The sequence below is a fragment of the Hominimerdicola aceti genome (genome assembly GCF_025567495.1).
GTDB lineage: Bacteria > Bacillota > Clostridia > Oscillospirales > Ruminococcaceae > Hominimerdicola > Hominimerdicola aceti.
Genome location: NZ_JAOQJZ010000004.1, coordinates 1 through 22,690, shown reverse-complemented (window position 1 = coordinate 22,690; position 22,690 = coordinate 1). Strand labels below are relative to the sequence as shown.

General features: G+C 42.8%; 32 protein-coding genes and 1 pseudogene. 32 read left to right on the top strand and 1 reads right to left on the bottom strand.

Annotated features, from left to right (window positions below):
- Position 1 precedes the first annotated feature (1 nt).
- The 18 genes from OCV57_RS05095 (at position 2) to OCV57_RS05010 (ending at position 11,880) form a co-directional block, all read left to right on the top strand.
- Positions 2–328, top strand: coding sequence for a hypothetical protein (locus tag OCV57_RS05095; RefSeq protein WP_041337540.1), 327 nt, complete (start codon positions 2–4; stop codon positions 326–328).
- Positions 329–340: 12 nt separating this feature from the next.
- Complete coding sequence (locus OCV57_RS05090) at positions 341–889, top strand: phage protein Gp27 family protein (RefSeq protein WP_041337539.1); 549 nt, start codon at positions 341–343, stop codon at positions 887–889.
- The gene (locus OCV57_RS05085) at positions 886–1,368 is read left to right on the top strand and encodes a transcription termination/antitermination NusG family protein (protein ID WP_041337538.1); all 483 of its coding nucleotides are present in this window, start codon (positions 886–888) and stop codon (positions 1,366–1,368) included. The genes OCV57_RS05090 and OCV57_RS05085 overlap by 4 nt, the downstream gene beginning before the upstream one ends.
- A 241-nt stretch (positions 1,369–1,609) precedes the next feature.
- Positions 1,610–2,077: a hypothetical protein gene (locus OCV57_RS05080; RefSeq protein WP_041337537.1), complete on the top strand. Its 468-nt coding sequence runs from the start codon at positions 1,610–1,612 to the stop codon at positions 2,075–2,077.
- Positions 2,061–3,437, top strand: coding sequence for a phage portal protein (locus tag OCV57_RS05075; protein ID WP_041337536.1), 1,377 nt, complete (start codon positions 2,061–2,063; stop codon positions 3,435–3,437). Before OCV57_RS05080 ends, OCV57_RS05075 begins: the two co-directional genes overlap by 17 nt.
- Complete coding sequence (locus tag OCV57_RS05070) at positions 3,434–4,894, top strand: hypothetical protein (protein WP_041337535.1); 1,461 nt, start codon at positions 3,434–3,436, stop codon at positions 4,892–4,894. Before OCV57_RS05075 ends, OCV57_RS05070 begins: the two co-directional genes overlap by 4 nt.
- Complete coding sequence (locus OCV57_RS05065) at positions 4,894–6,564, top strand: phage minor capsid protein (protein ID WP_051706956.1); 1,671 nt, start codon at positions 4,894–4,896, stop codon at positions 6,562–6,564. The genes OCV57_RS05070 and OCV57_RS05065 overlap by 1 nt, the downstream gene beginning before the upstream one ends.
- An 11-nt stretch (positions 6,565–6,575) precedes the next feature.
- On the top strand, positions 6,576–6,836 hold the full coding sequence (locus tag OCV57_RS05060) for a hypothetical protein (RefSeq protein WP_041337534.1): 261 nt from the start codon (positions 6,576–6,578) through the stop codon (positions 6,834–6,836).
- Between the two features lie 321 nt (positions 6,837–7,157).
- Positions 7,158–7,694 (top strand): phage scaffolding protein, encoded by a 537-nt coding sequence (locus OCV57_RS05055; RefSeq protein WP_041337533.1) that lies wholly within the window; start codon positions 7,158–7,160, stop codon positions 7,692–7,694.
- Positions 7,695–7,714: 20 nt separating this feature from the next.
- The gene (locus tag OCV57_RS05050; RefSeq protein ID WP_041337532.1) at positions 7,715–8,602 is read left to right on the top strand and encodes a hypothetical protein; all 888 of its coding nucleotides are present in this window, start codon (positions 7,715–7,717) and stop codon (positions 8,600–8,602) included.
- 11 nt (positions 8,603–8,613) lie between these two features.
- Entirely contained in the window at positions 8,614–8,850 is a 237-nt protein-coding gene (locus OCV57_RS05045) for a Rho termination factor N-terminal domain-containing protein (protein ID WP_041337531.1), read from the top strand.
- Positions 8,851–8,853: 3 nt separating this feature from the next.
- Positions 8,854–9,174: a head-tail connector protein gene (locus tag OCV57_RS05040; protein WP_041337530.1), complete on the top strand. Its 321-nt coding sequence runs from the start codon at positions 8,854–8,856 to the stop codon at positions 9,172–9,174.
- Positions 9,175–9,501: a DUF6751 family protein gene (locus tag OCV57_RS05035; protein ID WP_041337529.1), complete on the top strand. Its 327-nt coding sequence runs from the start codon at positions 9,175–9,177 to the stop codon at positions 9,499–9,501.
- Positions 9,498–9,869 carry a minor capsid protein gene (locus OCV57_RS05030; protein WP_081856069.1) on the top strand — a complete coding sequence of 124 codons (372 nt, stop codon included), beginning with the start codon at positions 9,498–9,500 and terminating at the stop codon, positions 9,867–9,869. The genes OCV57_RS05035 and OCV57_RS05030 overlap by 4 nt, the downstream gene beginning before the upstream one ends.
- Positions 9,853–10,284 (top strand): hypothetical protein, encoded by a 432-nt coding sequence (locus tag OCV57_RS05025; RefSeq protein ID WP_041337528.1) that lies wholly within the window; start codon positions 9,853–9,855, stop codon positions 10,282–10,284. The genes OCV57_RS05030 and OCV57_RS05025 overlap by 17 nt, the downstream gene beginning before the upstream one ends.
- On the top strand, positions 10,285–10,788 hold the full coding sequence (locus tag OCV57_RS05020; protein WP_041337527.1) for a hypothetical protein: 504 nt from the start codon (positions 10,285–10,287) through the stop codon (positions 10,786–10,788). It begins immediately after the preceding gene.
- Positions 10,789–10,831: 43 nt separating this feature from the next.
- Complete coding sequence (locus tag OCV57_RS05015) at positions 10,832–11,326, top strand: hypothetical protein (protein ID WP_041337526.1); 495 nt, start codon at positions 10,832–10,834, stop codon at positions 11,324–11,326.
- Complete coding sequence (locus tag OCV57_RS05010) at positions 11,323–11,880, top strand: Gp15 family bacteriophage protein (protein WP_041337525.1); 558 nt, start codon at positions 11,323–11,325, stop codon at positions 11,878–11,880. Before OCV57_RS05015 ends, OCV57_RS05010 begins: the two co-directional genes overlap by 4 nt.
- A gap of 32 nt (positions 11,881–11,912) precedes the next feature.
- Here OCV57_RS05010 and OCV57_RS05005 read toward each other — a convergent pair whose 3' ends face one another.
- Positions 11,913–12,590, bottom strand: coding sequence for a zinc ribbon domain-containing protein (locus OCV57_RS05005; RefSeq protein ID WP_158455163.1), 678 nt, complete (start codon positions 12,588–12,590; stop codon positions 11,913–11,915).
- A gap of 76 nt (positions 12,591–12,666) precedes the next feature.
- On the opposite strand from OCV57_RS05005, the gene OCV57_RS05000 reads away from it, so the two are divergent.
- The 14 genes and pseudogenes from OCV57_RS05000 to OCV57_RS04935 all read left to right on the top strand — a co-directional run.
- Positions 12,667–15,630, top strand: a complete 2,964-nt coding sequence (locus OCV57_RS05000; RefSeq protein ID WP_267300660.1) for a tape measure protein — start codon at positions 12,667–12,669, stop codon at positions 15,628–15,630.
- Between the two features lie 10 nt (positions 15,631–15,640).
- Positions 15,641–16,009 carry a hypothetical protein gene (locus tag OCV57_RS04995; RefSeq protein ID WP_041337523.1) on the top strand — a complete coding sequence of 123 codons (369 nt, stop codon included), beginning with the start codon at positions 15,641–15,643 and terminating at the stop codon, positions 16,007–16,009.
- 11 nt (positions 16,010–16,020) lie between these two features.
- A complete protein-coding gene (locus tag OCV57_RS04990; RefSeq protein ID WP_267300659.1) occupies positions 16,021–17,181 on the top strand; it encodes a hypothetical protein in 1,161 nt (386 codons plus the stop codon).
- 11 nt (positions 17,182–17,192) lie between these two features.
- The gene (locus OCV57_RS04985; RefSeq protein ID WP_267300658.1) at positions 17,193–17,774 is read left to right on the top strand and encodes a hypothetical protein; all 582 of its coding nucleotides are present in this window, start codon (positions 17,193–17,195) and stop codon (positions 17,772–17,774) included.
- On the top strand, positions 17,767–17,976 hold the full coding sequence (locus OCV57_RS04980) for a hypothetical protein (protein ID WP_256322722.1): 210 nt from the start codon (positions 17,767–17,769) through the stop codon (positions 17,974–17,976). The genes OCV57_RS04985 and OCV57_RS04980 overlap by 8 nt, the downstream gene beginning before the upstream one ends.
- Positions 17,963–18,649, top strand: a complete 687-nt coding sequence (locus tag OCV57_RS04975; RefSeq protein ID WP_267300655.1) for a hypothetical protein — start codon at positions 17,963–17,965, stop codon at positions 18,647–18,649. Before OCV57_RS04980 ends, OCV57_RS04975 begins: the two co-directional genes overlap by 14 nt.
- Before the next feature lie 7 nt (positions 18,650–18,656).
- Complete coding sequence (locus OCV57_RS04970; protein WP_041337519.1) at positions 18,657–18,869, top strand: hypothetical protein; 213 nt, start codon at positions 18,657–18,659, stop codon at positions 18,867–18,869.
- Positions 18,853–19,728: a glycoside hydrolase family 25 protein gene (locus tag OCV57_RS04965; RefSeq protein ID WP_041337518.1), complete on the top strand. Its 876-nt coding sequence runs from the start codon at positions 18,853–18,855 to the stop codon at positions 19,726–19,728. The genes OCV57_RS04970 and OCV57_RS04965 overlap by 17 nt, the downstream gene beginning before the upstream one ends.
- Positions 19,729–19,739: 11 nt before the next feature.
- Positions 19,740–19,967 (top strand): hypothetical protein, encoded by a 228-nt coding sequence (locus OCV57_RS04960; RefSeq protein WP_041337517.1) that lies wholly within the window; start codon positions 19,740–19,742, stop codon positions 19,965–19,967.
- Between the two features lie 61 nt (positions 19,968–20,028).
- A complete protein-coding gene (locus OCV57_RS04955) occupies positions 20,029–20,766 on the top strand; it encodes a DNA adenine methylase (protein ID WP_041337516.1) in 738 nt (245 codons plus the stop codon).
- Between the two features lie 67 nt (positions 20,767–20,833).
- A complete protein-coding gene (locus tag OCV57_RS04950; RefSeq protein ID WP_041337515.1) occupies positions 20,834–21,025 on the top strand; it encodes a helix-turn-helix domain-containing protein in 192 nt (63 codons plus the stop codon).
- Between the two features lie 54 nt (positions 21,026–21,079).
- Positions 21,080–21,475, top strand: a complete 396-nt coding sequence (locus OCV57_RS04945) for an accessory gene regulator B family protein (RefSeq protein WP_267300649.1) — start codon at positions 21,080–21,082, stop codon at positions 21,473–21,475.
- Between the two features lie 17 nt (positions 21,476–21,492).
- Positions 21,493–22,056 (top strand): She9 / Mdm33 family protein, encoded by a 564-nt coding sequence (locus OCV57_RS04940; protein WP_117859585.1) that lies wholly within the window; start codon positions 21,493–21,495, stop codon positions 22,054–22,056.
- A gap of 5 nt (positions 22,057–22,061) precedes the next feature.
- Positions 22,062–22,690, top strand: a pseudogene (locus OCV57_RS04935) (hypothetical protein); the annotation flags it as partial.

Genomic DNA, 22,690 nt, shown 5'->3' with positions numbered 1-22,690 from the left:
CATGGATATGGAAAAGCAGATGCAGCTTATCAGAGCAGGCAATTTTAAAGAAAATAACGGCTCTGTTATGCGCACTATAAATATGCTCAGATATCAGTATCATAAGCTTAAGAGCGTTGAGTATGCTCTTCCCGATATAACAAAGGGCGAAATTACCGACAGCGTGAACTATCTTTATGAAGCCGGATACATACATCTGAGGACGGTGTTGTCCAAAGAGCCGTCTACGCTGGCAGACAGCGATTTTGACGATCTCGAGGCAAAGCTTACGGCAAAGGGGATCAGCCTGCTTGCCGGAGGTATCAACGACCCCTGCATAAAGCTGTAGGGGGTGCGGATAATGGCAAGAAAGCGCAGAAAGCACTCTAAAATAGACAAGCTGTCGCCGGAACTTAAAGCAACGGTCGAAGATATGATGAAAGCCGATTTTACATATGCGGAGATCGCAGACTATATAAAGGATCAGACCGATCAGCCCATATCAATATCCTCGGTTTGCAGATACGCCGCAAATCTGAATGAATCTGTTGAGACCCTCAGAATGGCTCAGGAGAATTTCAGGGTCATAATGGAGGAGATAAACAAGTATCCGGCTCTCGATACCAGCGAGGGAATAATCAGGCTGCTGTCGCATAACGTGTTGGAATCTATACAGAACACTCCCGAAGAAAAATGGAAGAACATAGACCCGGAAGCCTTGCTCAAACAGGCTACCAGCCTTGTAAAGGCTGCGGCGTATAAAAAGAATATGGATCTGAAAAACGAGGATATCCTTAACGCGGGCTTTGAACAGGTCAAGTCAATGGTGTTCGAGGCAATGGCAAGGGAACGTCCCGATCTTTACAAGGATGTGGCTAAGTTCCTTGAGGAGAAAAGGAGCGATATATGATCTACGTTATTTATGTTCAGAGCGGCAGAGAGCATGACGTTGTTGCCACTCTCAGAGATAAAAATATTAACGCCTATGCGCCTGCTCACGACCTGTTGGAACGTAAAGGCGGCGTGTGGCGCATGGTACGCCGGATGATATTTCCCACATATGTTTTTGTTAACAGTGAAGGCATCACAGACGAGCTTTACTACACCGTGAAAAATACTGTCGGCGTATTGAGATTTTTGGGCAGACCGCCCACTCCGCTGCCGATGAGCGAGGAAGTCAGACTTCGGTGGATACTTGATGTCGAAAATCTTACCGTCAGCCGTGGTTACATAAACAGCGGAAAGGTGACTATCACAGAGGGACTGCTCAAAGGCAGAGAACACTGCATTGTTAAATACAGCAAGCGGCGTAAACGCTGTACGCTGTACTGTGAGATAAACGGCAGGCGTCATTACTTTGACGTTGCTGCAGAACTGGAAAAGATCTGATCATAAGCGTAAGGTTGATTCGTCCCCTGCGCTTAAGCTCAGATTACATAGCGCCGGACATCAACGGAATTTTGAAACAAAAATATCCGAATGGCGAAGCATTGCTATTTGATTTCATTTTAGCGGCGTTTAACGGCGTTATAGCACGTTTTGAAATAATTCTTAGGATAATTTCACACTTGAAAGAGAAAACCCTTAAAACGGGCGTGTAGTTTGAGTTTGAGCGAACGGAGGTGTTAATGTGAATGTAAAGAGAAAACAGGCTATCGACACGCTGTCGGCAGCTGTAAGCAACATTAATGATGTAAAAATACAGACGGATATACAAAGCCTCGGCGAGCTGTCGGAGGCTTTTATTAATACCTCCGACAAGGCAGAACGGAAAAAGCTTGCCACAGATTATAAAAAGCGGCACAAGGAACTTCAGGATTTTTTGGACGACAATCCTGAACTTGTAAACTCCGAAGTGGAGAGAGCTTTGCTTGCGGCGGCTCTGGGCGGCGAATATGCAGAGGAAGAAGTTAGAGTTGACGCCAGAGGGCGCAAAACGATCAGGCGCAGGGTAAAAAAAGTCGCTCCCAATCCGTCCGCCGCTCTGAGCTATTTGCAGAATAAAGACAAAGAAAACTGGTCACCGAATCCCAAGGCTGATCCTGAGCTGGAGGACACGTCGGAAATTGAGGAGGATATCTATGGCAAGGACAACTAAGCCTGAGAAACGCAAAAAGACCATACCCTACAATTTTGGCGATAAGCATAAGGCATATATCCGAAAGTCACAGGACTGCATGATAAACGTTGCCGAGGGAGCGGTAAGAGCCGGAAAGACAGTGGACAACGTTCTTGCTTTTTGTCACGAGCTTAAGACTACTAAAGACAAGATACATCTTGCATCGGCGTCAACACTCGGCAATGCGAAAATCATTCTTGGCGACTGTAACGGCTTTGGTATTGAGCATTTCTTTCGAGGTCAATGCCGCTGGGGTAAGTACAAGGGCAATGAGGCTCTTATCATAAAGGGCAAGGATACAGGATTTAAAACAAGGATCGTCATCTTTTCCGGCGCTATGCTTGCCAGCAGTTATAAGTCCATACGAGGCAACTCTTATGGTATGTGGATAGGTACTGAGATCAATCTGCATCACAAATCATTTGTGCAGGAGGCTTTTAACAGATCTATCGCCGCAGATAAGCGTAAGATATGGTGGGATCTTAACCCGGACAATCCAAAAAGCTGGATATACACCGAGTACATTGACAAGTACCAGCAGGACGCCGCCGATTGCAAATTCCTCGGCGGATACAACTACGCACATTTTACTATTGACGATAACATAAATATCTCAGATCAGCGTAAGGCTGAGGTAAAATCTCAGTACGATCCGACATCTATCTGGTACAAGCGAGATATACTGGGGTTAAGGATAGCGGCAGAGGGTCTTATCTTCCAGAGCTTTGCCAACGACCCCGAAAAGTATATAATACCCGAATCACAGCTTGACAAAAGCAAGATCACATCAATACAGATAGGTATCGACTTCGGCGGCAACAAGTCAAAGACCACATTCGTGGCTACGGCTTTTATTGAGGGCTTTAAAAAGCTTGTCGTTATTGCAGATCACAAAATAGACGGCGGCAAGGGCGAGGTCGGTCCCGATACTATTTACACTGCTTTTATAAAGTTTGTAAAGACGTTATATATGCGTTTTAATCCGCTTTTAATTAAATTTGCATGGGCGGACAACGAAAACCAAGCGGTAATAAACGGTCTGAGAGTAGCCTGTGCCAGAGCAAGACTGATGGTCAAGATCGTGGACTGCTACAAAGCTCCACGAAACGACAGAATATCTATGCTTACGTCTTTGATGGCTCAGGGCAGATTTTGGGTGCTTGACATTTGCAAAAATGTTATCGGAAGCTTGTCGGAGCAGATATGGGATCCTAAAATTCCGGACAGAGACGAGCGTCTTGACGACGGTACTTGCGATATAGATACCGCTGACGCTCTGGAGTACAGCTTTAGCAAATTTATCAAGCCGCTAACGCTGGCAGGAGGTGAAAACATTTGAACAGTGAGATAATAAACTGGCTGAATAATAACTTCGGCTATAACATTTCGACCAACTATTATAATAATATATCCGTATGGAAAGACTGGTGGAAGGGTTTTCATGAACCATTTCATAGGATAACTTTTGAAAACGGAGAAAAACGCAAGAGTCGTGATATGTATACCATGAAAATGGCCAAAAAGGTGTGCGAGGACTGGGCAAGCATATTAATAAACGACAAAACGTTTGTAAAAGTAGATGATGAATACTCGGAAAAGTTCATCGTTGGCGATACCGACAACGGCGGAGTGTTCGGCAGCAACAACTTCTGGGATCAGGCTAACGACCTCATGGAAAAAATGATGTATTCCGGCACTTGTGCCGTTGTGATACGTCTTAAAAATGCTGTGGTAAGCTCAGACGGCAGACTTCTGCCGTCACCGGACGCATGGATAGATCTAAATTACCTTGAGGCGGATAGGATAATAGTCCTATCATCGGACAACGGCATTATCACCGAAGCAGCGTTTTGCTCCGATATCTGTACAAAAGGCAGCAACAAGCTGTATCTTGAGATACACCGTCTGGAAAAAGGCGAATATGTCATAGAAAATCACATCTTTGGAATAAAAGATAAATCGCTGTTGAGCGAAGAACCTCTGCCGGACGGTGTTGCAAGAATAATGCATACAGGATCAGACAAGTCTTGGTTTACCATATGCAAACCTGCTATCGTTAATCCCATTAACGGCAATAATGGGATGGGCTGTGCGGTTTTTGCCGGAGCGATTGACAACTTGAAGGGAGTTGATCTTGCATATAATAATCTTAACTCTGATTTTTGGTTGGGACAGAAAAAAGTGTTTTTAAACAAAAATATGCTTGAAGATATGTCTGGAGATAAAAAGGTTGCTCCCGATGAGGTAAATCAACAACTGTTTTATTATATCGGCGAGACTATGGACGATGGCACGGGTAAGAGTATGGTGCAGGAGCATAATCCCGATCTGAGAGTTGCAGACAATACGGCGGGTATACAGGCACAGCTTGATTATCTCAGCTTTAAGGTGGGATTTGGTACTAAGCATTATCAGTTTAATGCAGGCTCTATAGTAACTGCTACCCAGTACACAGGCGACAAGCAGGACTTGATCCAAAACGCACACAAGCATTTTATAAAAGTTGAGAGCTTTTTGCATGGTCTTGTTAAAACGCTCCTCTGGATAGGCCACAGCTTTATCGACGCACAGGTCAAGGAGGACGCACATATATCCATAGTCTTTGACCAAAGTCCACTGGTAGACGAAAATGCCGAGCGACAACGTGACAAAGATGATGTCACAGCAGGTTTAATGCAGAAGTGGGAATACCGTGTTAAATGGTACGGCGAATCGGAAGAGGAGGCAAAGGCACGTCTTGCAGACGGTGAACCTACCGACGATGAGCTTATGGGCTTTGAGGACGGTGAGGAGTAATGCTTACCCCTCAGACGTTACAAAAACTGCCAGATGACTTGATTGATCTTGTAAGCGAGGTACAGACTGATATAATCAAGTCTATTGCCAAAAAGCTTGTTAAAGCGGACTATCTTACTCCCTCGGCAGAATGGCAGTTGTACAAAGCAAGCCAGTTGAAGATGTCTACAAAAGAGATCACTGCTATGCTTGCAGAATTTACAGGCAAATCAAAGCGGCAGATATCAAAGCTGTACACCGATGCCTGTAAGGAGGCAATCAACAACGACGCCAAGATATACAGAACTTACGGCAAGGACTGCTCCGCCGCTCTGAGGTCGGTGGCATTATCCAACACGCTTAAGGCAGGCGTTAAAAATGCAAATGGTATGACAAAAAATCTGTGTAAGTCCATGGTAGAGTCCTCGCAGGCAACTGTTACTCATCTTATGGACAAGGCATGGTTAAAGGTACAAAGCGGTGCTTTTACATATCAGGATGCTATTTACGACGCAGTTGTCGAGCTTGCTAAACAAGGTATTGCGACTGTAACTTATCCATCGGGTAAGACCGACTGGGCAGACGTTGCAGTGCGGCGTGCGGTAATGACGGGCATAAGTCAGACCGCAGGTCAGATGCAGCTTGATCTTGCCGCAGAAATGGACTGCGATCTGGTTGAGGTCACCGCACACATGGGCGCGCGTCCCTCACACGCTTTATGGCAAGGCAAGGTTTACAGCATTTCGGGCAAATCTAAAAAATACCCTAAACTCAGCACCGCCACAGGCTACGGAACGGGTGACGGCTTGAAAGGCTGGAACTGCCGACATGATTTTTATCCGTTTTTCGAGGGAATTTCCGAACGTGCTAATCTCCCTGTTGACGTGACCGAAAACAACAGACAGTATGAATTATCGCAGAAACAGCGTGCTATGGAGCGGTCTATACGAGCTACAAAAAGACGTTTAGCTGCATATGACGGTGCTATCTCTGAGACGGAAGACGAGGTGCTTAAACGGAGACTGCAAAATCAGTTTGAACGCCACTCGGCTATACTGAAAACTAAGGAAAAACGGCTGTCTGAGTTTTGCGATACGAACGATCTTTATTCCGAAAAGGACAGAGTTCGGGTTGTTGGATTTAACAAGAGTGTTTCGCAGAAAGCGGTATATGGGAATAATCGTTACTTTGTTAAGCAAATGAAAAGCTACGGCATAGAAAATCCGCCGAAAAGCCTTGACATTTTTGAAAATATGAAGTATAATAACTCTCCTGAGTGCAAATTGATGAATGCATATATTACTTCTGTAAAAAAGGGAAAATTTTCTCCGCTTGTAGGTTACGATCATTATAAGAAGTTGCACAATGAGATTAACAACAGTCTTGTTGGTTTAACTACAACTAACGGTATTGAAATAACTGGGCAATCGGATCATTTCATTGAACGTGTTATTGGTGTAATCAAAGATCCTGATACGGGTAAGAAACGTCTTGGCGTTGAACTTCAAGATATTCAGGATGCTTTGACCAATGGTAAAGCAATGAAACCCAAAATTAGCAGGGATAAAAACGGTAACATTTTATATGATGAAGATGGTAAACCTAAAATATCTCAGCTATTTGTTACAGATAAATGTGCAGTATCCATAAATCCTGAAACGGGCGTGCTTATTCAATGTAATCCAAAGTGAGGTGTATTATTATGATATTCAATTTCAAAAAAGATGAATATGAAATGCTTGTCAAATATGGCGATTTTGAAGATTTGGAATACCCATACAAGCTCTTCCCCGAAACAAGTCAGATAGAAATAAATAATAAAGATGTTTCTATGTTTCAATGCATAATTAGCAACATATCAGTTGTTTATGGCATGGACGAAAATCAGAATAATATGACAGATTTCGGATATAAAGCATTGGATATTTATGATAAGGTTTATTTTCAAATTCATAATGAATAAGCTCCCAGCTACTGGGGGCTTTTAATTTTGCAAAAAGGAGCTGATAATTTATGCTTTCAACCCTCATATTGCTTTACGCCCTCGATACAGGGCAAATCCCCGTTGGCTGTTATGTAGCCGCATGGGTCTTCACAATAATAAAAGGTATTTGTTTGGTTATTAAATGCCTTGTAGATTTATCAGATGATTAAAACTGCATTTTAACGATAGTAAAACGCTCTTTCAAGGGCGTTTTATTTATCCTCGTTTTTGCGGAGCAAAAATCCGAGCCGCTTGCGAGGAGATAAATTTTATACTCAAAATTAAGGAGGAAAAATCCCTATGGAACTGAAAGATTTAACAGCTCTCGGTATTACCGAGGAGCAGGCAAACAAGGTGCTTGAACAGCACACAGCGGAGCTGACCGCAGAACAGCAGAAGTACACAGACCTTAACGCAGAACTGGAAACGGCAAAAGGCACGATCTCAGAGCTTACTGATAAGGTCAAAGCATTTGACGGCGAGGACATTGAAGGACTTAAGAAAGCGGCGTCCGACTGGGAAAGCAAGTACAATGCAGATATTGCCGCACTTAAGCTTGACAAGGCTCTGGAACTGTCCCTTGCCGGAGCAAAAGCAAGAGATGTGGACATTGTCAAGTCTCAGCTTGACTCGTCGCTCCTCAAGCTTGACGATGACGGCAAGATCACAGGTCTTACCGAACAGCTTGACAAGCTTAAGGCCGACAAAGCATTTCTCTTTGCGGATGGTGATGAGCCTACCGCAAGGATAGACACCGGTCTTGACCACGGTTCGGCAACAGAAACAACATCAGACGCACAGGCAAGAGCCGTAATGGGTCTGCCTGCGACTAAGTAATTTTACGGAGGTAAAATATTATGGCAAACGCAATTACAAAATTTAAAACCTACATCGCACTGCTTGACGAGGTTTACAAGCAGGCATCTTTGACCGCCGATCTCGACAGCGATCCTACTCTTGTTAAAGCGGGCGCAAACGCAAATGAGATCATAATCCCTAAGATCTCTATGGACGGTCTGGCGGACTACTCCAGAAACAGTGGCTATGTAAAGGGCGACGTTACTCTTACAAACGAGACTGTTACCTTTAATTACGACAGAGGTCGTAAATTCAGCGTTGACAATATGGACAATGAGGAGACTGCAGGACTTGCTTTCGGCAGACTGTCCTCAGAGTTTATCCGCGTCAAGGTTGCTCCCGAACAGGACGCATTCAGGTTCGCGACCTATGCAGGTACAACAGGCATATCTAAGGTTTCTGCAGGAGCAACACTTTCATCGGGTAATGATGTCCTTACCGCTCTGATCACTGCACAGAACAAAATGGACGAAGACGAAGTATTGCCGGAAAACCGTATTCTGTACATCACTCCTACTCTGTATAACCTTGCTATCAATGTGGACACCACAAAGTCAAAGGCTGTACTTGACGGCTTTGCTAAGATCGTAAAAGTGCCTCAGAGCAGATTTTACACTGCGATCGATCTTAAGGACGGCACGACAAAATCAGAGGGCGTCGATGAAACGGCAGGCGGTTTTGCTAAGGCGACAACCGCAAAGGATATAAACTTTATGATAATCCAGAAGTCGGCGGTTATCCAGTATCCTAAGCACACGGTAAACAAGGTCGTTACGCCGGAGGAAAATCAGACGGATGACAGCTGGCTGTTCTTCTTCCGTGCTTATGGTCTGGCTGATGTGTACGAAAACAAGGCGGCAGGTATTTATCTGCACCACAAGGCATAGGAGGTGTCGTTATGGCAAAGACAGTAGGATTGACTTTTAACGAGAAGCCAATAACAATAGAACCGCCTGCCGACTATTGCGAAAATGAAAATGTCATTGATTATAAGAGCATGACAGTCCCTGAACTAAAAGCTTATGCCGCCGAACTTGGCATTGACCTCGGGTCGGCAAGCAAGAAGGACGCAATCATTCAGGAAATCGTCGATGCAGTTGCGGTAGAGGATACGACAAGCGAAACGGAGGTGTAGGCTATGGCTTATGCTGATTACACGTTTTACACTGCTGATTTTCATGGCAATAAGATTTCCGAAACGGATTATCCTTATTTTGCGGAGCGTGCATCGGAATATCTCGACAATCTGAGCTTTGCCGAGACCGACGAGATCAGCCTTGCCAAAGCCTGCTGTGCTTGTGCAGAGATCATGTACTCCGCACAGCCGGATAAACAGATAGCCTCCGAAAAGGTCGGAGATTATTCGATAAGTTATTCGACCACTCAGACTGCTGTCGCCGATGAGCTGATCAAGACCGCCTCCAGATACCTTAATCTCAGGTCTGTGGGGTGGATATAAATGAGATATAATACAAAATGCACCGTCTGGCACAAACAGCCCGACGGTGCATTTATTACACAGCATTATCCGTGCTGGTGGCAGGACACCGAAGCCGAAAACATTGCAAAGACGGGCAAGACCGATGTTGACCGGGCGTTGATACATCTGCCGTTGTTGGCTGTAGTCGATAAGTCCGACTATATTGCAAAGGGCGATATTGATTTTGACGTGACAGCCTCTGTGGCAGAGTTGCTTAAGGCTGTAAGCCCGCTCAAAATCAGTACTGTAGAGCGCAAGGATTACGGCAGTCCCATAATGCGGCACACGGAGGTGACGGCTAAATGAGTAATAACAGTATTAAAGTAACTCTCACGGTCGCTCCCGAAAATGAACTGTTTGCGAGGCGTGGTCTGCAAAAAGGCGGCCGAGTACAGAAGTATATCGACAGCGAAGTATTACGTTGCTGTGATAGTTATGTGCCAATGCTTACCGGTAAGCTTAAACAGTCCGGTATTACATCAACGGTAGTTGGATCAGGCATGGTGCATTACAACACACCATACGCCCGCAAAAATTATTACGATAACAAAGGTATGGGCAAGCAGGGGCTTAACCTTGGGGGCAAGCGAGGCAGACTATGGTTTGAGCGTATGAAACCCGATCATCTGTCCGGAATAATCAAAGGAGTGAAACGAATTGCCGGAGCAAAATAAAAGCCTTTTGGAGGCTATGAAAGAATATGTGTTACAGTATCCCAATCTTGGAGATATTGATCTGCACATAGACCAGACTGAGTCTGAACCTGTTAATTACAGTATACAGACATCAGGTCTTGTAAAACTCAGTGAGGACGTGTGCGGAAATCAGATATGGCAGTACAATGCTTTGCTCCAGAGCAGAGAGTACACAGCCGATGATCTGTCAAGGCTCAATGCATCAGCTTTTACGGAGGATTTTATCTTCTGGATTGAAAAACAGAACAGTAGCCGGAATTATCCAGAACTTGCAGGAAATTTTGAACCTATCAGTATATCCGCTGATAATGGCATACTGCTTGCTCTGGATGAGGACGGAGACAGAGGATTGTATCAGATACAGATACATTTTACATTTGAGGAGGAAATATAAATGGCAGCTACAGGAATAAAAAAGCTTAAAAGAAGTCATCTTATGCATTTGTTGGATTCCACTTTTGGCGGAGAAACTCCGTCATGGTTCCTGATCGGCAAAAACATTGAGGATATGTCTATGGATTTGGGACCGGATACCGCGACTGTTAAGAATATCCTTGATGAAACAGATGTAAATGACAACGGTTACGAACCTAGTTTGTCTGTTGAAACCTACTACGCAAATACAGAAGATGCGATTTACGAAAAGATCAAATCTATTGCGTTGGATCGTCTTGTTGGCGACGACTGCAAGAGCAAATATCTTGAGGTGCTTATCGATAAGACCGAAGGTCCTTACGATGCATGGATGGAAGATTGCATCGTTAAGCCGCAGTCATATGGCGGACCGCAGGGCGGTGTCAACATACCGTTTAATATCCAACCCTGCGGCAATCGTATTAAGGGTACTGTAACAATCGCAAATAAAGTGGTGACATTTACGCCGCTGGCTGAAGGATAATTTGAGGGGCGACTAAGCCCCTCTTTTCTAAGGAGTGTTTTTTATGTCAGAAACAATTAAGCTTAGTTTTGACGACGGATACAAAAATATCGAATTAAATGGGAATCCGGATAAAATAATCCGTATTAATCCAACAGATACTCAGTTTATTAACCGAATTTCAGGCTTTGATGAGAAATATGAGAATATACGCAGTAGATACGGAGATATCGATATGAACTCTATCAATGATCTGCAGAATCTTGATGAGAATAATCCGGACTTTGAAAAGCTGAAACTTGCCGCTGATAGTGTGGACAAACTTGATATGGCGGTGAAGGATCTTATAAATGATATCTTTGGTTATGATATTTCATTAATAGTATTCGGAACTGATTCATGTCTTTCGCCTGCCGGAGGTCAACCAATATTTATGAATTTTATGCAGTGCATCTTCGCGTACATAAATGAATGTTCTGTGGAGGAAAGAAAGAAATCACAGGAGAAACTTAATTCCTATGCGGCACAGCGCAATACCATTGTTAGTGAAACAAAATGATAGGTGCATTGCCTAAAGCTTTGACAGTCAACGGTAAAATATATTCAATATATAGTGATTATCGCGTAGCTTTGCTGATTTTTTCTATGTGCAATGACGATACGCTTAATGACAAAGCCAAAACATATGGATGTATACAACTGTTGTACAAGCATCACGATCAGATACCTAACTCGGATCTTTACGAAGCGGCAGAACAAGCCAAATGGTTTCTTGACGGCGGAGATATGCCAAAATCTAAACGTCAACCTAAACCGTTGATAAACTGGGATCAGGATGAAGGGATTATTTTTCCAGCTCTCAATAAGGTAGCAGGAAAGGAAATTCGTGAAATTGATTATATGCATTGGTGGACGGTTTTAGGCCTTTTTAATGAGATTGGTGAGGGTTTATACAGTAATGTTATAAATATACGCTATAAGCTTGCACACAATAAAAAACTTAGTAAAGGAGAACAGGACTTTTACCGGAACAACAAAGAACTTATTGATATTAAGGTGAAGCTTACAGCAGAGGAACAGGATGAACTTGATTTTATAAATAATCTGTTATAAAAAAAGTCAGCCCGTTTGGACTGACTTTTTTATTACGCCCACCACTGATTACCGCAGTTAAGGCAAGTTATACGAACTTTTTTTGCTCCTTTGTTTCCGGAAACAAGACCTATTGGACCGGCAACAGCAGTTCCTATGACTGCTTTTCCGACTCCAAAGCCTTTTTTGTTTGCCGTAAGCGAAGTACTTCCACATTTAGGACAGCAAGCAATACCGTTTTTCTTGTTTTCCTTTATACGCTGACGTTTTGATAACGTTTTTTCTTCATGTTGTGTTTCGCCTGTTTGTGATGAAGTTGATGTGGTTACTTCCATCGGTATAAAAGTATTATTGCTAAGTGCGGAGAAGTAACCACATAACTCAGCAATTTTTTTATTATTGTTAAAGAAAAACATTACGTTATATGATTTTCCGTTTGCTGTTATAAACAAGCGACCGTTCTCGGAAGGAGTTCCGGCTGTATATCTAATATCTGATATGTCGGATACTTTTATAGTTTCGCTTTTGAGCCCACTTTTGTATGAGATCTCCGTTTCCGAAACTATTATAGTTGACACAAAAGCCGATTTTATTGTGGCATTCATAGGTATAGTTGAAATCGAGTTGACTTCTTCAATTTCGGTTTTATTGTGATGCAGAATTTCAGTTCCACATTTCATGCAGAAATCTGATTCATCGGATATTTCTGCGCCGCATTTAAAGCAAAACATAACATTTCCTCCCATTATGTATTTTTTTCATTATACAGCGTATGGAGGATTTTGTCAAGAAAGGAGGCTGATATAATTGGCAATTGACGGCAGACTTAATTTCGATACAAAAATAGATACAAAAGGATTTTCCAAAGGTATAAACAGTTTAGGTAACCAGCTTAATAATCTCCGAAATATAGTTTTAAAAATGGGTGCAGCACTTGGTACTGTGTTCAGTGGAAAAGAAGCTCTTGAAGCTGCTGCAGATATAAATGCTGCAAATTCTCAAATGCAACAGACTTTTGGAACTTTAAAATCTGCTGCAGATAATGCTATGAAAAGTGTAGCTGATAACAGTAGCATTCTTCAGACAAGACTTCAAAATGTAGGCACATCTATTTATGCTTTTGCTAAAACTACGGGTATGGATTCAGTTAGTGCTCTAAAAATGATGGAAGAAGCGTTGCAGGTAACAGCAGACAGTGCGGCATATTACGATCGAAGCCTTGAAGATACTGCAGAAAGCCTAAAATCGTTCTTGAAAGGCAACTTTGAAAACGATGCTGCTTTGGGTTTGAGTTGTACAGAAACTACGCGAAACACAGCGGCTAATAAACTCTATGGAAAATCATTTATGGAATTATCCGAAGCTCAGAAGCAACTTACACTATTGCAAATGGTCAAGGATGCAAATGCTCTTTCTGGAGCGGAGGGACAAGCCGCGCGAGAAGCAGACGGCTGGGAAAATGTCATCGGTAATCTGAAAGAGTCTTGGAAACAGTTGCTTGCTGTAATAGGACAGCCTGTTCTTTCTGGTGCTGTAACAGTTGTAAAAAACATAACAGCGGAATTGCAAAGTTTGACAGCTGTTGCTAATTCAGCAGTTAAAGCACTTTCTGAGGTGTTTGGAATTAAACTGATGAATACAACAGATGGAGTTGCTGAAAGTTCTTCGCAGGCGGCGGAAAATTATTCCGATATGGCAACATCGGCTGAAGCTACTGTCGAGGCTCAAGAAAATGCACTTGCAAGCTTTGATCAGATAAATAAGCTGGCGGACAACAGTTCCTCATCTGATACAAATGCATCGCCAGTGGTCGGTACTCTAAGCGGCAATACGATCTCCACTACTGTAGATGTTGATACATCTGATGCCGATAAAAAGCTTAAAGATTTTTTTTATTGGGTAAAATCATCTTTTAATACTATTTTTACGCCATTTAAACAAGCTTGGGATAAAAATGGAGTCAAGGTAACAGATAGTATGAGATTTGCTTTCGAGGGTGTATGGAGTATTATCAAAAGCATAGGCGGATCATTCACCGATGTTTGGAGTAACGGAACGGGCGAGCAAGTTTCTGAACATTTACTCGGTATATGGACAAACATTAATAATACAATCGGATATGTGTCACGCAATTTTTCCTCCGCTTGGTCTGATAGCAGTGGTACAAAAATTATTCAGGACATTCTTGATATTTTTAATGATATACTCGACACAATTGAAAACATAACGGCAGACACTGTTGAATGGGCGCAGAACATTGACTTCTCACCGCTCATTACATCATTTGAAAATGTAACATCCGCATTAAAGCCTTTAACTGCCGACATATTTGACGGTATCGAATGGTTCTGGGATAATATTTTGCTCCCTATGGCATCATGGACTATAAGTACTTTGATACCAACATTTCTTAATTTGCTGGCGGCAGCTATAAAAGTTCTTGATTCAGCAATTTCAGCGTTAAAACCTATGGGTAAATGGCTGTGGGATAAATTTTTGAAGCCTATTGCAACATGGACCGGAGGTATTATAGTAGGCGCGTTGAAAGGTATTACATCAGCCTTAAATGGGGTTAGTGACTGGATAAAGAATCATCAGACTGCTGTCGAAAATTTTGTTGTTGTAGTTGGGACTTTGGGATCGGCATTTGCAATATCCGGAATAATTCAAGGCGTAGTAAGTGCATTTGCCGCATTGGCGGCAGGAACAAGTGTATTGACACCGTTAATTACTGCACTTGGTGTAGCAGTTAATTTTTTGACGAGTCCAATCACACTTGTATGTCTAGGAATCGGTGCGCTTATCGCTATCGGCGTACTGCTGTACAAAAATTGGGAAACAGTAAAACAGTTTTTTATTGATTTGTGGGACAGCTTTAAAATGACCATACAGCAATTTGTAGACTGGGTAACAGAGGTCTGGACATCAATTAAAGACTTTTTCGCCGGAATATGGCAAGGCATAAAAGATGTATTTGCTGTCGTGGCAGAATGGTTTACGGGAATTTTCCAAGCAGCTTGGGACGGTATTTTGTCTGTCTGGAATGCCGTTATAGGTTGGTTCTCAAATCTGTGGACAGGAATCAAAGACATTTTTTCTGCAGCAGGAAGTTGGTTTGGAGATATATTTACAACTGCGTGGACAAATATAAAATCGGCGTTTTCGGCTACAGCACAATTTTTCAGGGATTTGTGGACTGCAATAAAATCACCGTTTATTAAGGTAGCTGATTGGTTTAAAGATATATTTTCAAAGGCTTGGCAAGCAGTTAAGGACGTATTTTCGACTGGTGGCAAAATTTTTGACGGTATCAAAGAGGGTATAACAGGAGTATTCACAACGGTTGTAAACGGCATAATTGGCGGAATAAATAAAGTTATTTCTACTCCACTGGATTTTCTTAATGGCATACTTAATGATATTCGTGATATTGAAATAGCAGGCTTTACACCATTTGATGAGTTTTGGGACTATGACCCTATACCAGTTCCTCAGATTCCAATGCTCGCCACCGGCGCGGTAATTCCGCCGAACTCCGAGTTTCTTGCGGTTCTCGGCGACCAGAAACGCGGCACAAACATCGAAGCTCCGCTGGATACGATCAAGCAGGCTTTGTTTGAGGCGCTTGCTGTTTACGGCGGAGCTGTAGGCAATCAGAAAATAAGCGTAACGATACCGATCGAAGTAAAGGGCAGAGTGCTGTCACAGATCGTTATTGACGATATAAATGATTTTATCAAGCGCAACGGCAAATCGCCGATAAAAGTATAGGAGGGATACTATGAAATCAAATGGATTGAAATTTGAAGAAGAAACGGTAGCCACTCCTGCTGAAATTACTTTTTGTAACAATAAAATCTGGTCGGGCAATGCAGGGCGCACCGCTAATTGTCTTATGGTCGGAGACATCAGGGCTATAAAGAAAACGGTCACTATTAAATGGTATCATCTCACAGGCGAGCAGACTGCACAGATAAATAAGTATATCTCAAATGTTGATAGCCCATTTTTTAACGCCACACTTTTGGACGAGACTTTTAATGAAATCAAAATAAGAGTCTATGCAGGAGATCCAAGCTATGAAATATTCGGCTGGGACGAAAAGCGGCAGTTTTGCAAAGGCGTTGCTGTTGACCTTATCATGCAGTAGGAGGCGGATATATGTATACAACAAGTACAACCGTCTCCTCACGCATCGAAAGCTACTGCCGCACATGGCGTATGTGGCTTGAAAACGACGAGAGCGTAATAATGGGGGACAACATAATGTCCGCTACCAGTGACGTGCAGTCAACGAGCCTCAGTGACGACATAGAGCTTGGTGCAGTGTGCTCGCAGTCGTGGGCATTACAGATAAACGATGCTGAAACACGTTTCCTCGGCAGCGAGTATGACCTTTCCTTGTACCTTGCGGACCTCACAGGCGTGACCACCTACTCCACCCTAGAATCCTACACCTACGCAGAACTTTCAAAGCTGACAGTGGAGCAGATAAGTAAGCTTGGAGAGGTGCTTGGCGGCGAAAGAATACCCCTGGGGCGGTTCACCTGCGTGAAGTCGAAAAAGTCGGGCGGAAATACTGAGGTCACTTTTGCGGATAGGCTTTACTTCTCCGACAAGACCTATGTGCCAAAGGTCAAGCTACCTGCGTGGTCAAAGGCTGTTGAGGATGACATATGCAAGCAGCTTGGACTGCAAAACGGCAACGACTACACCATCCCTGCAAAGCTCCGTGTAAAGGGCGGTGCAAGGCTTTACGGCAAGGGTCATATCAGATTAAAGACCGCAAACTTCGACTTCAAAATATCGAGCATACCAAAAGACACCACAATGCGGCAAATGCTCAGTTACATCGCCTCGGCACAAGGCGAGTTCGGTTTTGTTGACCGCTTCGGGCGGTACGTCCGCAAATGGTACGGCTCGAGCGTGAAGATACTGGACAACAACACTATCGACCTGCCAACACTGGGAGAACGTCCGAATATCCTTGCAGGCATTGTCTGCAAGGTCAGCGACAGCGAAACTCTGCGGCTGGGCAACACCACAGGCTCGGCAGGGCGTGTGCTGGAGTTTGAAAATCCGTATATGACAATGTCGCTGCTGCGGTCATTGTGGCATAGGATAGGCGGCTTTTCGTGGTATACAACGGAGCTTTTTCACCGCCTTGGCGACCCACGATTTGACGTCGGGGACGTGATAACATACGTCAGCGAAAGCGGCGAAAGCTACGATATACCAATAACTAACATAGGATTCAATTTTGACGGCGGACTTTCAGCCGATATTTCTGCGGTGGGTCTGTCTGTGGAAGAACAGCTTTAGGAGGCGAGATTATGGACGAGAACGAGATAACAACTGTAGCTGATACGCAGGCGGAGAAAACTGCCGATACAGCAGACACAGGTCAGACAACGCCCACCACCGAGGAGCTTATCCAGCAGCTTACGGCGAGAGTGGCGGCACTTGAAGAAATAGTCGGCGAGGAGGAGTATGAGCTGCGGTACTCGGGCGAACAGACGGACGAGCTTTTAGACGGCGGTACAGCGGTGTTTCGTGCAAAGACAGCGGCGCAGATAGTAAGTCTTGTGAACAGGCTCTACCCACTGTATATGCGGTGGGGGTCTTTCACGGTGAATATGAAGGTCAACGCCGACAACGGCTCACAATGGACTTACAATACACGCACAGGCATGATACCCTCGGGGGTCACTAACCCTGCGGTGTTTATGGTGTGCGACTGGGGCAAAAAGCACTTCAAGTCGCAGAGTTTTCAATACAAAGTCGCAAGCAACGGCAGGGACATCGACTGGGAGGCATACCTTGAACACACCTCAGACCAGGGCGGCACATACGCTTTCAAGGTGTACTATCTCATAGTTGGCAAAAATGCGGAAGGGGGAAGTATAGTTGGCTAGTTTCACGGAAAATCTCGGACTTAAAAAGCCCGACAGGACGGACAGGTTCAGCATCGAGGACTTCAACGGCAATATGGATATTATCGACACTATACCCGATATGGCGAGCGGACAGAGCCTTGTGGGTGTGTCAGTGGGAGAAGCGTACGGAAATATAGGTATAATAGGCATAGCGGAGGCGGTCGAAGATGAAAATATATGAGGGAACAGACGGACTAAGAGGATTAGTCAAGAAGCTTATCGAGGTCTATGACTTTAAGAAAGTTGTGTTCGAGGGCGATAATGCGAGTATTGATACCAAAGATGCCACCTTTCAGCTTTGGGTAACAGATGAACTGTTTTTAAGGGGTCAATTTACTGATACTGCGGCACACGGTTGGTGTGACCTAAGAACTGAAGCATTGACTTGCCCGTGTGTTAGCATAACAAATTATAAAAGCGATAAAAGAAGATGGATTATTTATAAGCAAAGTGATTTAGTTGCTATAGGTATAGACAATAACACAGCTAGTAGACCTAATATAAATATAATAATTGGCGAAATAACTAATTATGAAACAGGAGAAACTGAAATAGGCATGACAACAAGTTGTGCTACTAATACTATTGACAAATATGCTGTTTTTACAAACGGAATGTCCGTACTGTCTACACCTTATAGGTATTTTTGTCAACAAAAGTCAGTAACATCACTTACTCCTGTAGTTTCTACCAGTCAAAACAAAGGTTTTACAAATGTATATCATATACTTTCTCATATACAGGGTATATCAGATAGCAATACTTATTGTGACTACGCTGTACCTACACAAACTATACTGCTCAATAATAAGAAATATCTGTTAAGCAGATTTGCTTTTGAGATAAAGGAGTAAGCAAGATATGAAACAGAAATTTGCAAAGCTTATAGACGTCAAGTCTATCGTGACGATATTGTTGACAGCGGTGTTTTGCGTGCTGGCACTGCGCCGCACGATTTCAGCAGAGCAGTTCATCACGGTGTTTACTGTGGTGATATCGTTCTATTTCGGCACGCAGTATCAGAAAAACTATAAAAATAACAAGGAGGATAATTATCATGGCAGCGACAATTAAAGGCATTGATGTTTCTATGTATCAGACAAACGTAGATTTCGCAAAGGTCAAAGCGGCGGGCTACAGTTTTGTTATTATCAGATGCAATAACTGGGATCACACGAAGAACTGTGTAGTAAAAGACCCGCTTTTTGAAACGCATTACAAAAATGCAAAGGCAGCTGGGCTTGACGTCGGTGCATATTACTATACATGGCAGACAACGGTATCCGGTGCGAAACAGGACGCAGTTCTTTGTCTCGATTACATCAAGGGCAAAACTTTTGAATACCCGATTTACTTTGATCTGGAGTGGCAGAAAGCTTTTGCACGCGGTAAAACGGTATGCTCCGACATGGTAAAAACTTTTTGCACTGCGCTGGAGGAAGCAGGCTACTTCGCAGGTCTGTATATCAGCCGCAGTCCGCTCCAGACTTACATAACAAATGATGTCGCAAGACGCTATGCACTGTGGATTGCAGAATACAACAGCAAGTGCAACTACGGCGGCACATACGGTATGTGGCAGTACAGTTCAACGGGCAAGGTCAGCGGTGTTTCCGTGCCGGTAGACATGGATTACTGCTATGTGGATTACCCATCTGTGATAAAGGCTAAGGGGCTTAACGGGTTTAAGGCTACTAACACAAGCACGTCTAAGGTACTTGACAGTTCGGGCTTTAAGAAAGGTGATAAATCCGATGGAGTTCTTGCACTGAAACAGCTCCTTATGCTGGCAGGGTACAAACTTGACAACAACGGCACGTTCGGAGACGGTACCCTAAAGGCGGTCAATGCTCTGTTGAAAAAGTGGGGCTATACTCAGAACGGTATTGCGGGGACTAAATTTATTAAAAAGCTGTCTGCAACGATAAAGTAAAGGAGTAGCTTATGGATACAAAAGAAACATCATACAGCCAAATGGTGACAGTCACTAGGCTTAATTACAGGAGCGATTGCAACTTCACCGCCGGAACGATCGTTGGCGTTCTCGAAGATAATACTCCGGTAAAAGTCGCTGATGATTTTTATGAATTTCATCACGGTCACTACTGGAGAAAAATCAAGCTTGGTCGCAAGCATTATTATGTTGTTGCTGATTGGCTTAAAAAGATTTAAAAGTAACAGCTCCGGGCAATCCGCTCGGAGCTGTATACTATATTAAAAGGAGGTCATATTTATGAAAAGTCCAATACCATGGATTGGTGGAAAGAGCCAGCTTAAAAGTAAGATCATCAAGTCTTTCCCGCCTACTGAAAGCTACAACAGATTTATCGATGTATTCGGCGGAGGCGGGTCTATACTTTTTGCAAAAGGCAAACACGCTGATCTAGAGATCTATAATGACGCCAACAGTGATTTGGTCAACTTTTTCAGATGCTTAAAATATCATTCTGATGAGCTTAAAAAGGAGATAAAATACTATTTAAACAGCCGGGAAATGTTCCTTGACTGCCGTGAGCGCATATCTGTAACCGGATTTACAGACATTCAGCGGGCTGCTATGTTCTATGTGCTTGTCAAGACAGGCTTCGGAGCAAGTCTGAGAACGTTCGGCTGCAACAAAAAGCGGCTTAACACAGATAATTTCGCAGATATCGAGGCAAGACTGGATGGAGTAGTGATCGAAAACAAAGATTTTGAGGATCTTATCAAGGTATACGACCGTGAGAAAGCTTTATTCTACTGCGACCCTCCATACCACAAGACAGAGCGGCATTACACTGTTAAATTTACCGAGGATGACCATGAGCGGCTCTGCAGAGTTCTTCACCAGATCAAGGGCAGATTTGTACTGTCGTACAACGATGACAAGTATGTGAGAGACCTGTATAAAGACTACAATATTCAGGCGGTCACCCGCAATAACAGTCTTTCATCAGGTGATTTCAAAGAGGTAATAATCACAAATTTCTAGTATTTTTTTTAGAGAATAAATAACGGATTTCGTTATTTATGTTGTAAAAAACATACCGGAGGTAATCATGAGAGTAAAATTAAGGGCTTTGCTTAATTCCAGGGGCATTACTCAGGCTGAACTTGCGCAGGCGACAGGCATCAGACCGTCCACAATCTCACAGCTTTGCAATAACATCGCTGTCGGTTTCAAATTTTCACATCTTGAGCTGATTTGCAGATTTTTAAAATGCGATTTAAATGACATTTTAGAGCTGTAAAAAATACGTTTCAAAAATTCTCGATAATTCAAAAAAAGTGATGAGTGTTTCGTTTTGTTGAAACATTTCATCACTTTTTTGCGTTTTGCTTGTCAGTTTTTTGGATTTTGCTTGTCAAACATCAGCTATTTTATTTCCATAGTGATTATCATGGCAATGTTATTATTTATTGGTTATGTTGATTTGTCAATAATATATATTATCTTATTATTGGTCGGAATGGTGGTATGCTTTGCTTTTGCCCCTGTCGAAGATAAAAACAAGCCTTTAGACAGAGATGAAATTAGCGTATTTAAAAAAAGAGCCTATTTGATCTTATCAATAGAATTTTTCATATGGCTAGCAGTATCAGTGATTTTTCAGCCCGTAGAAAAAACTATTCCTATTGTTATGTTTACGGAATCTCTAATGTTGGTCATTGGGAAATTAAAACTCAGCAAATATTCGTGATTGGAGTGTTAATACCTATGGATTATGAAGATTACTACTATGAATCTAGAAGTAGATATTATGACGCTTGTTCTGAAGTTAATAACTATGAAAACAGAGCAAATGAGCTGAGGTCTCAGAGACAAAGAAAAATTATATATATCAATCAGCTCAAATCAGATTTAAAAAGACATCAAAAAGTGTTGTCAGAGCTAAATGCAGCTTTAAAAAAAGACTCAATACTTCAAGATGATATAAAATCGATCAATAATAAAATCGATTCAGCTTCTGAAAATTTCGGCAAAATGGCAAGTTCAAGTTCAGTTGCCAACAAGAGTTTGAGTAGCGTTTACAGTTCAGAATCAATGAAAAGTCAGAATACTTTAAACAATATTTTCTCAAATCTCAGGAACAAGAAAAATACGGTAAATAATAAAATTTCCGAGTTAGAAGAAAATATAAACCGTGCAGAATCAGAATTACAGGATATAAATTCAGGGATAGATACGGCTTGCTCGGCAGCCTCGGATTGGCGAAATGTACGACGGAATGCGTCATATGATATGGAGTATTACAGACGCAAGATGTACGAAGAGGAATAGTATATATGGCGACGATTACTTTATATTCAGGCAAGATAAACCAGATGTCAAGTTTGATAAATAAAGCAAAAACATCGGTCAAAAGCTATAAATCAGACTTGAAATCGCTGAAATCAAAGGTGCTTTCCATAGATGAAAGCATATGCGACGTCGATGATGTTATCAGTTCGATAAAATCATCAACGAAAACGCAGGAAGATAAGATTGAAACTCTGGAAAATCTAAAACAGGATATAAATGATTTTATATCTGATGTTGTACGCATTGACGGTGACGCCGCCGATGCAATCAATAAGAGCAAAGATGATTTTTACGATAAATATGAATATCTGAAGCCCGAATGCGAAAAAAGCGGTTGGGAGAAGTTCAAAGACGGCTGCAAAAAGGTCGGCGAGTGGTGCCAGGAGCATTGGAAAGAGATTCTTGCGATTGCAGTTGTTATCACCGGTGTTGTTCTTTGCTTTGTTCCGGGTTTGAACTGGCTTGGCTCTGGAATTTTAATCGGCTCATTGAAAGGTGCTTTGAGCGGAGGTCTGATAGGTGGACTATCAAGTTGGGCGTCAGGAGGTTCATTCTGGGAGGGCTTTAAGGACGGCGTGGTGACCGGAGCTATTTTCGGTGGCGTATTTGGCGG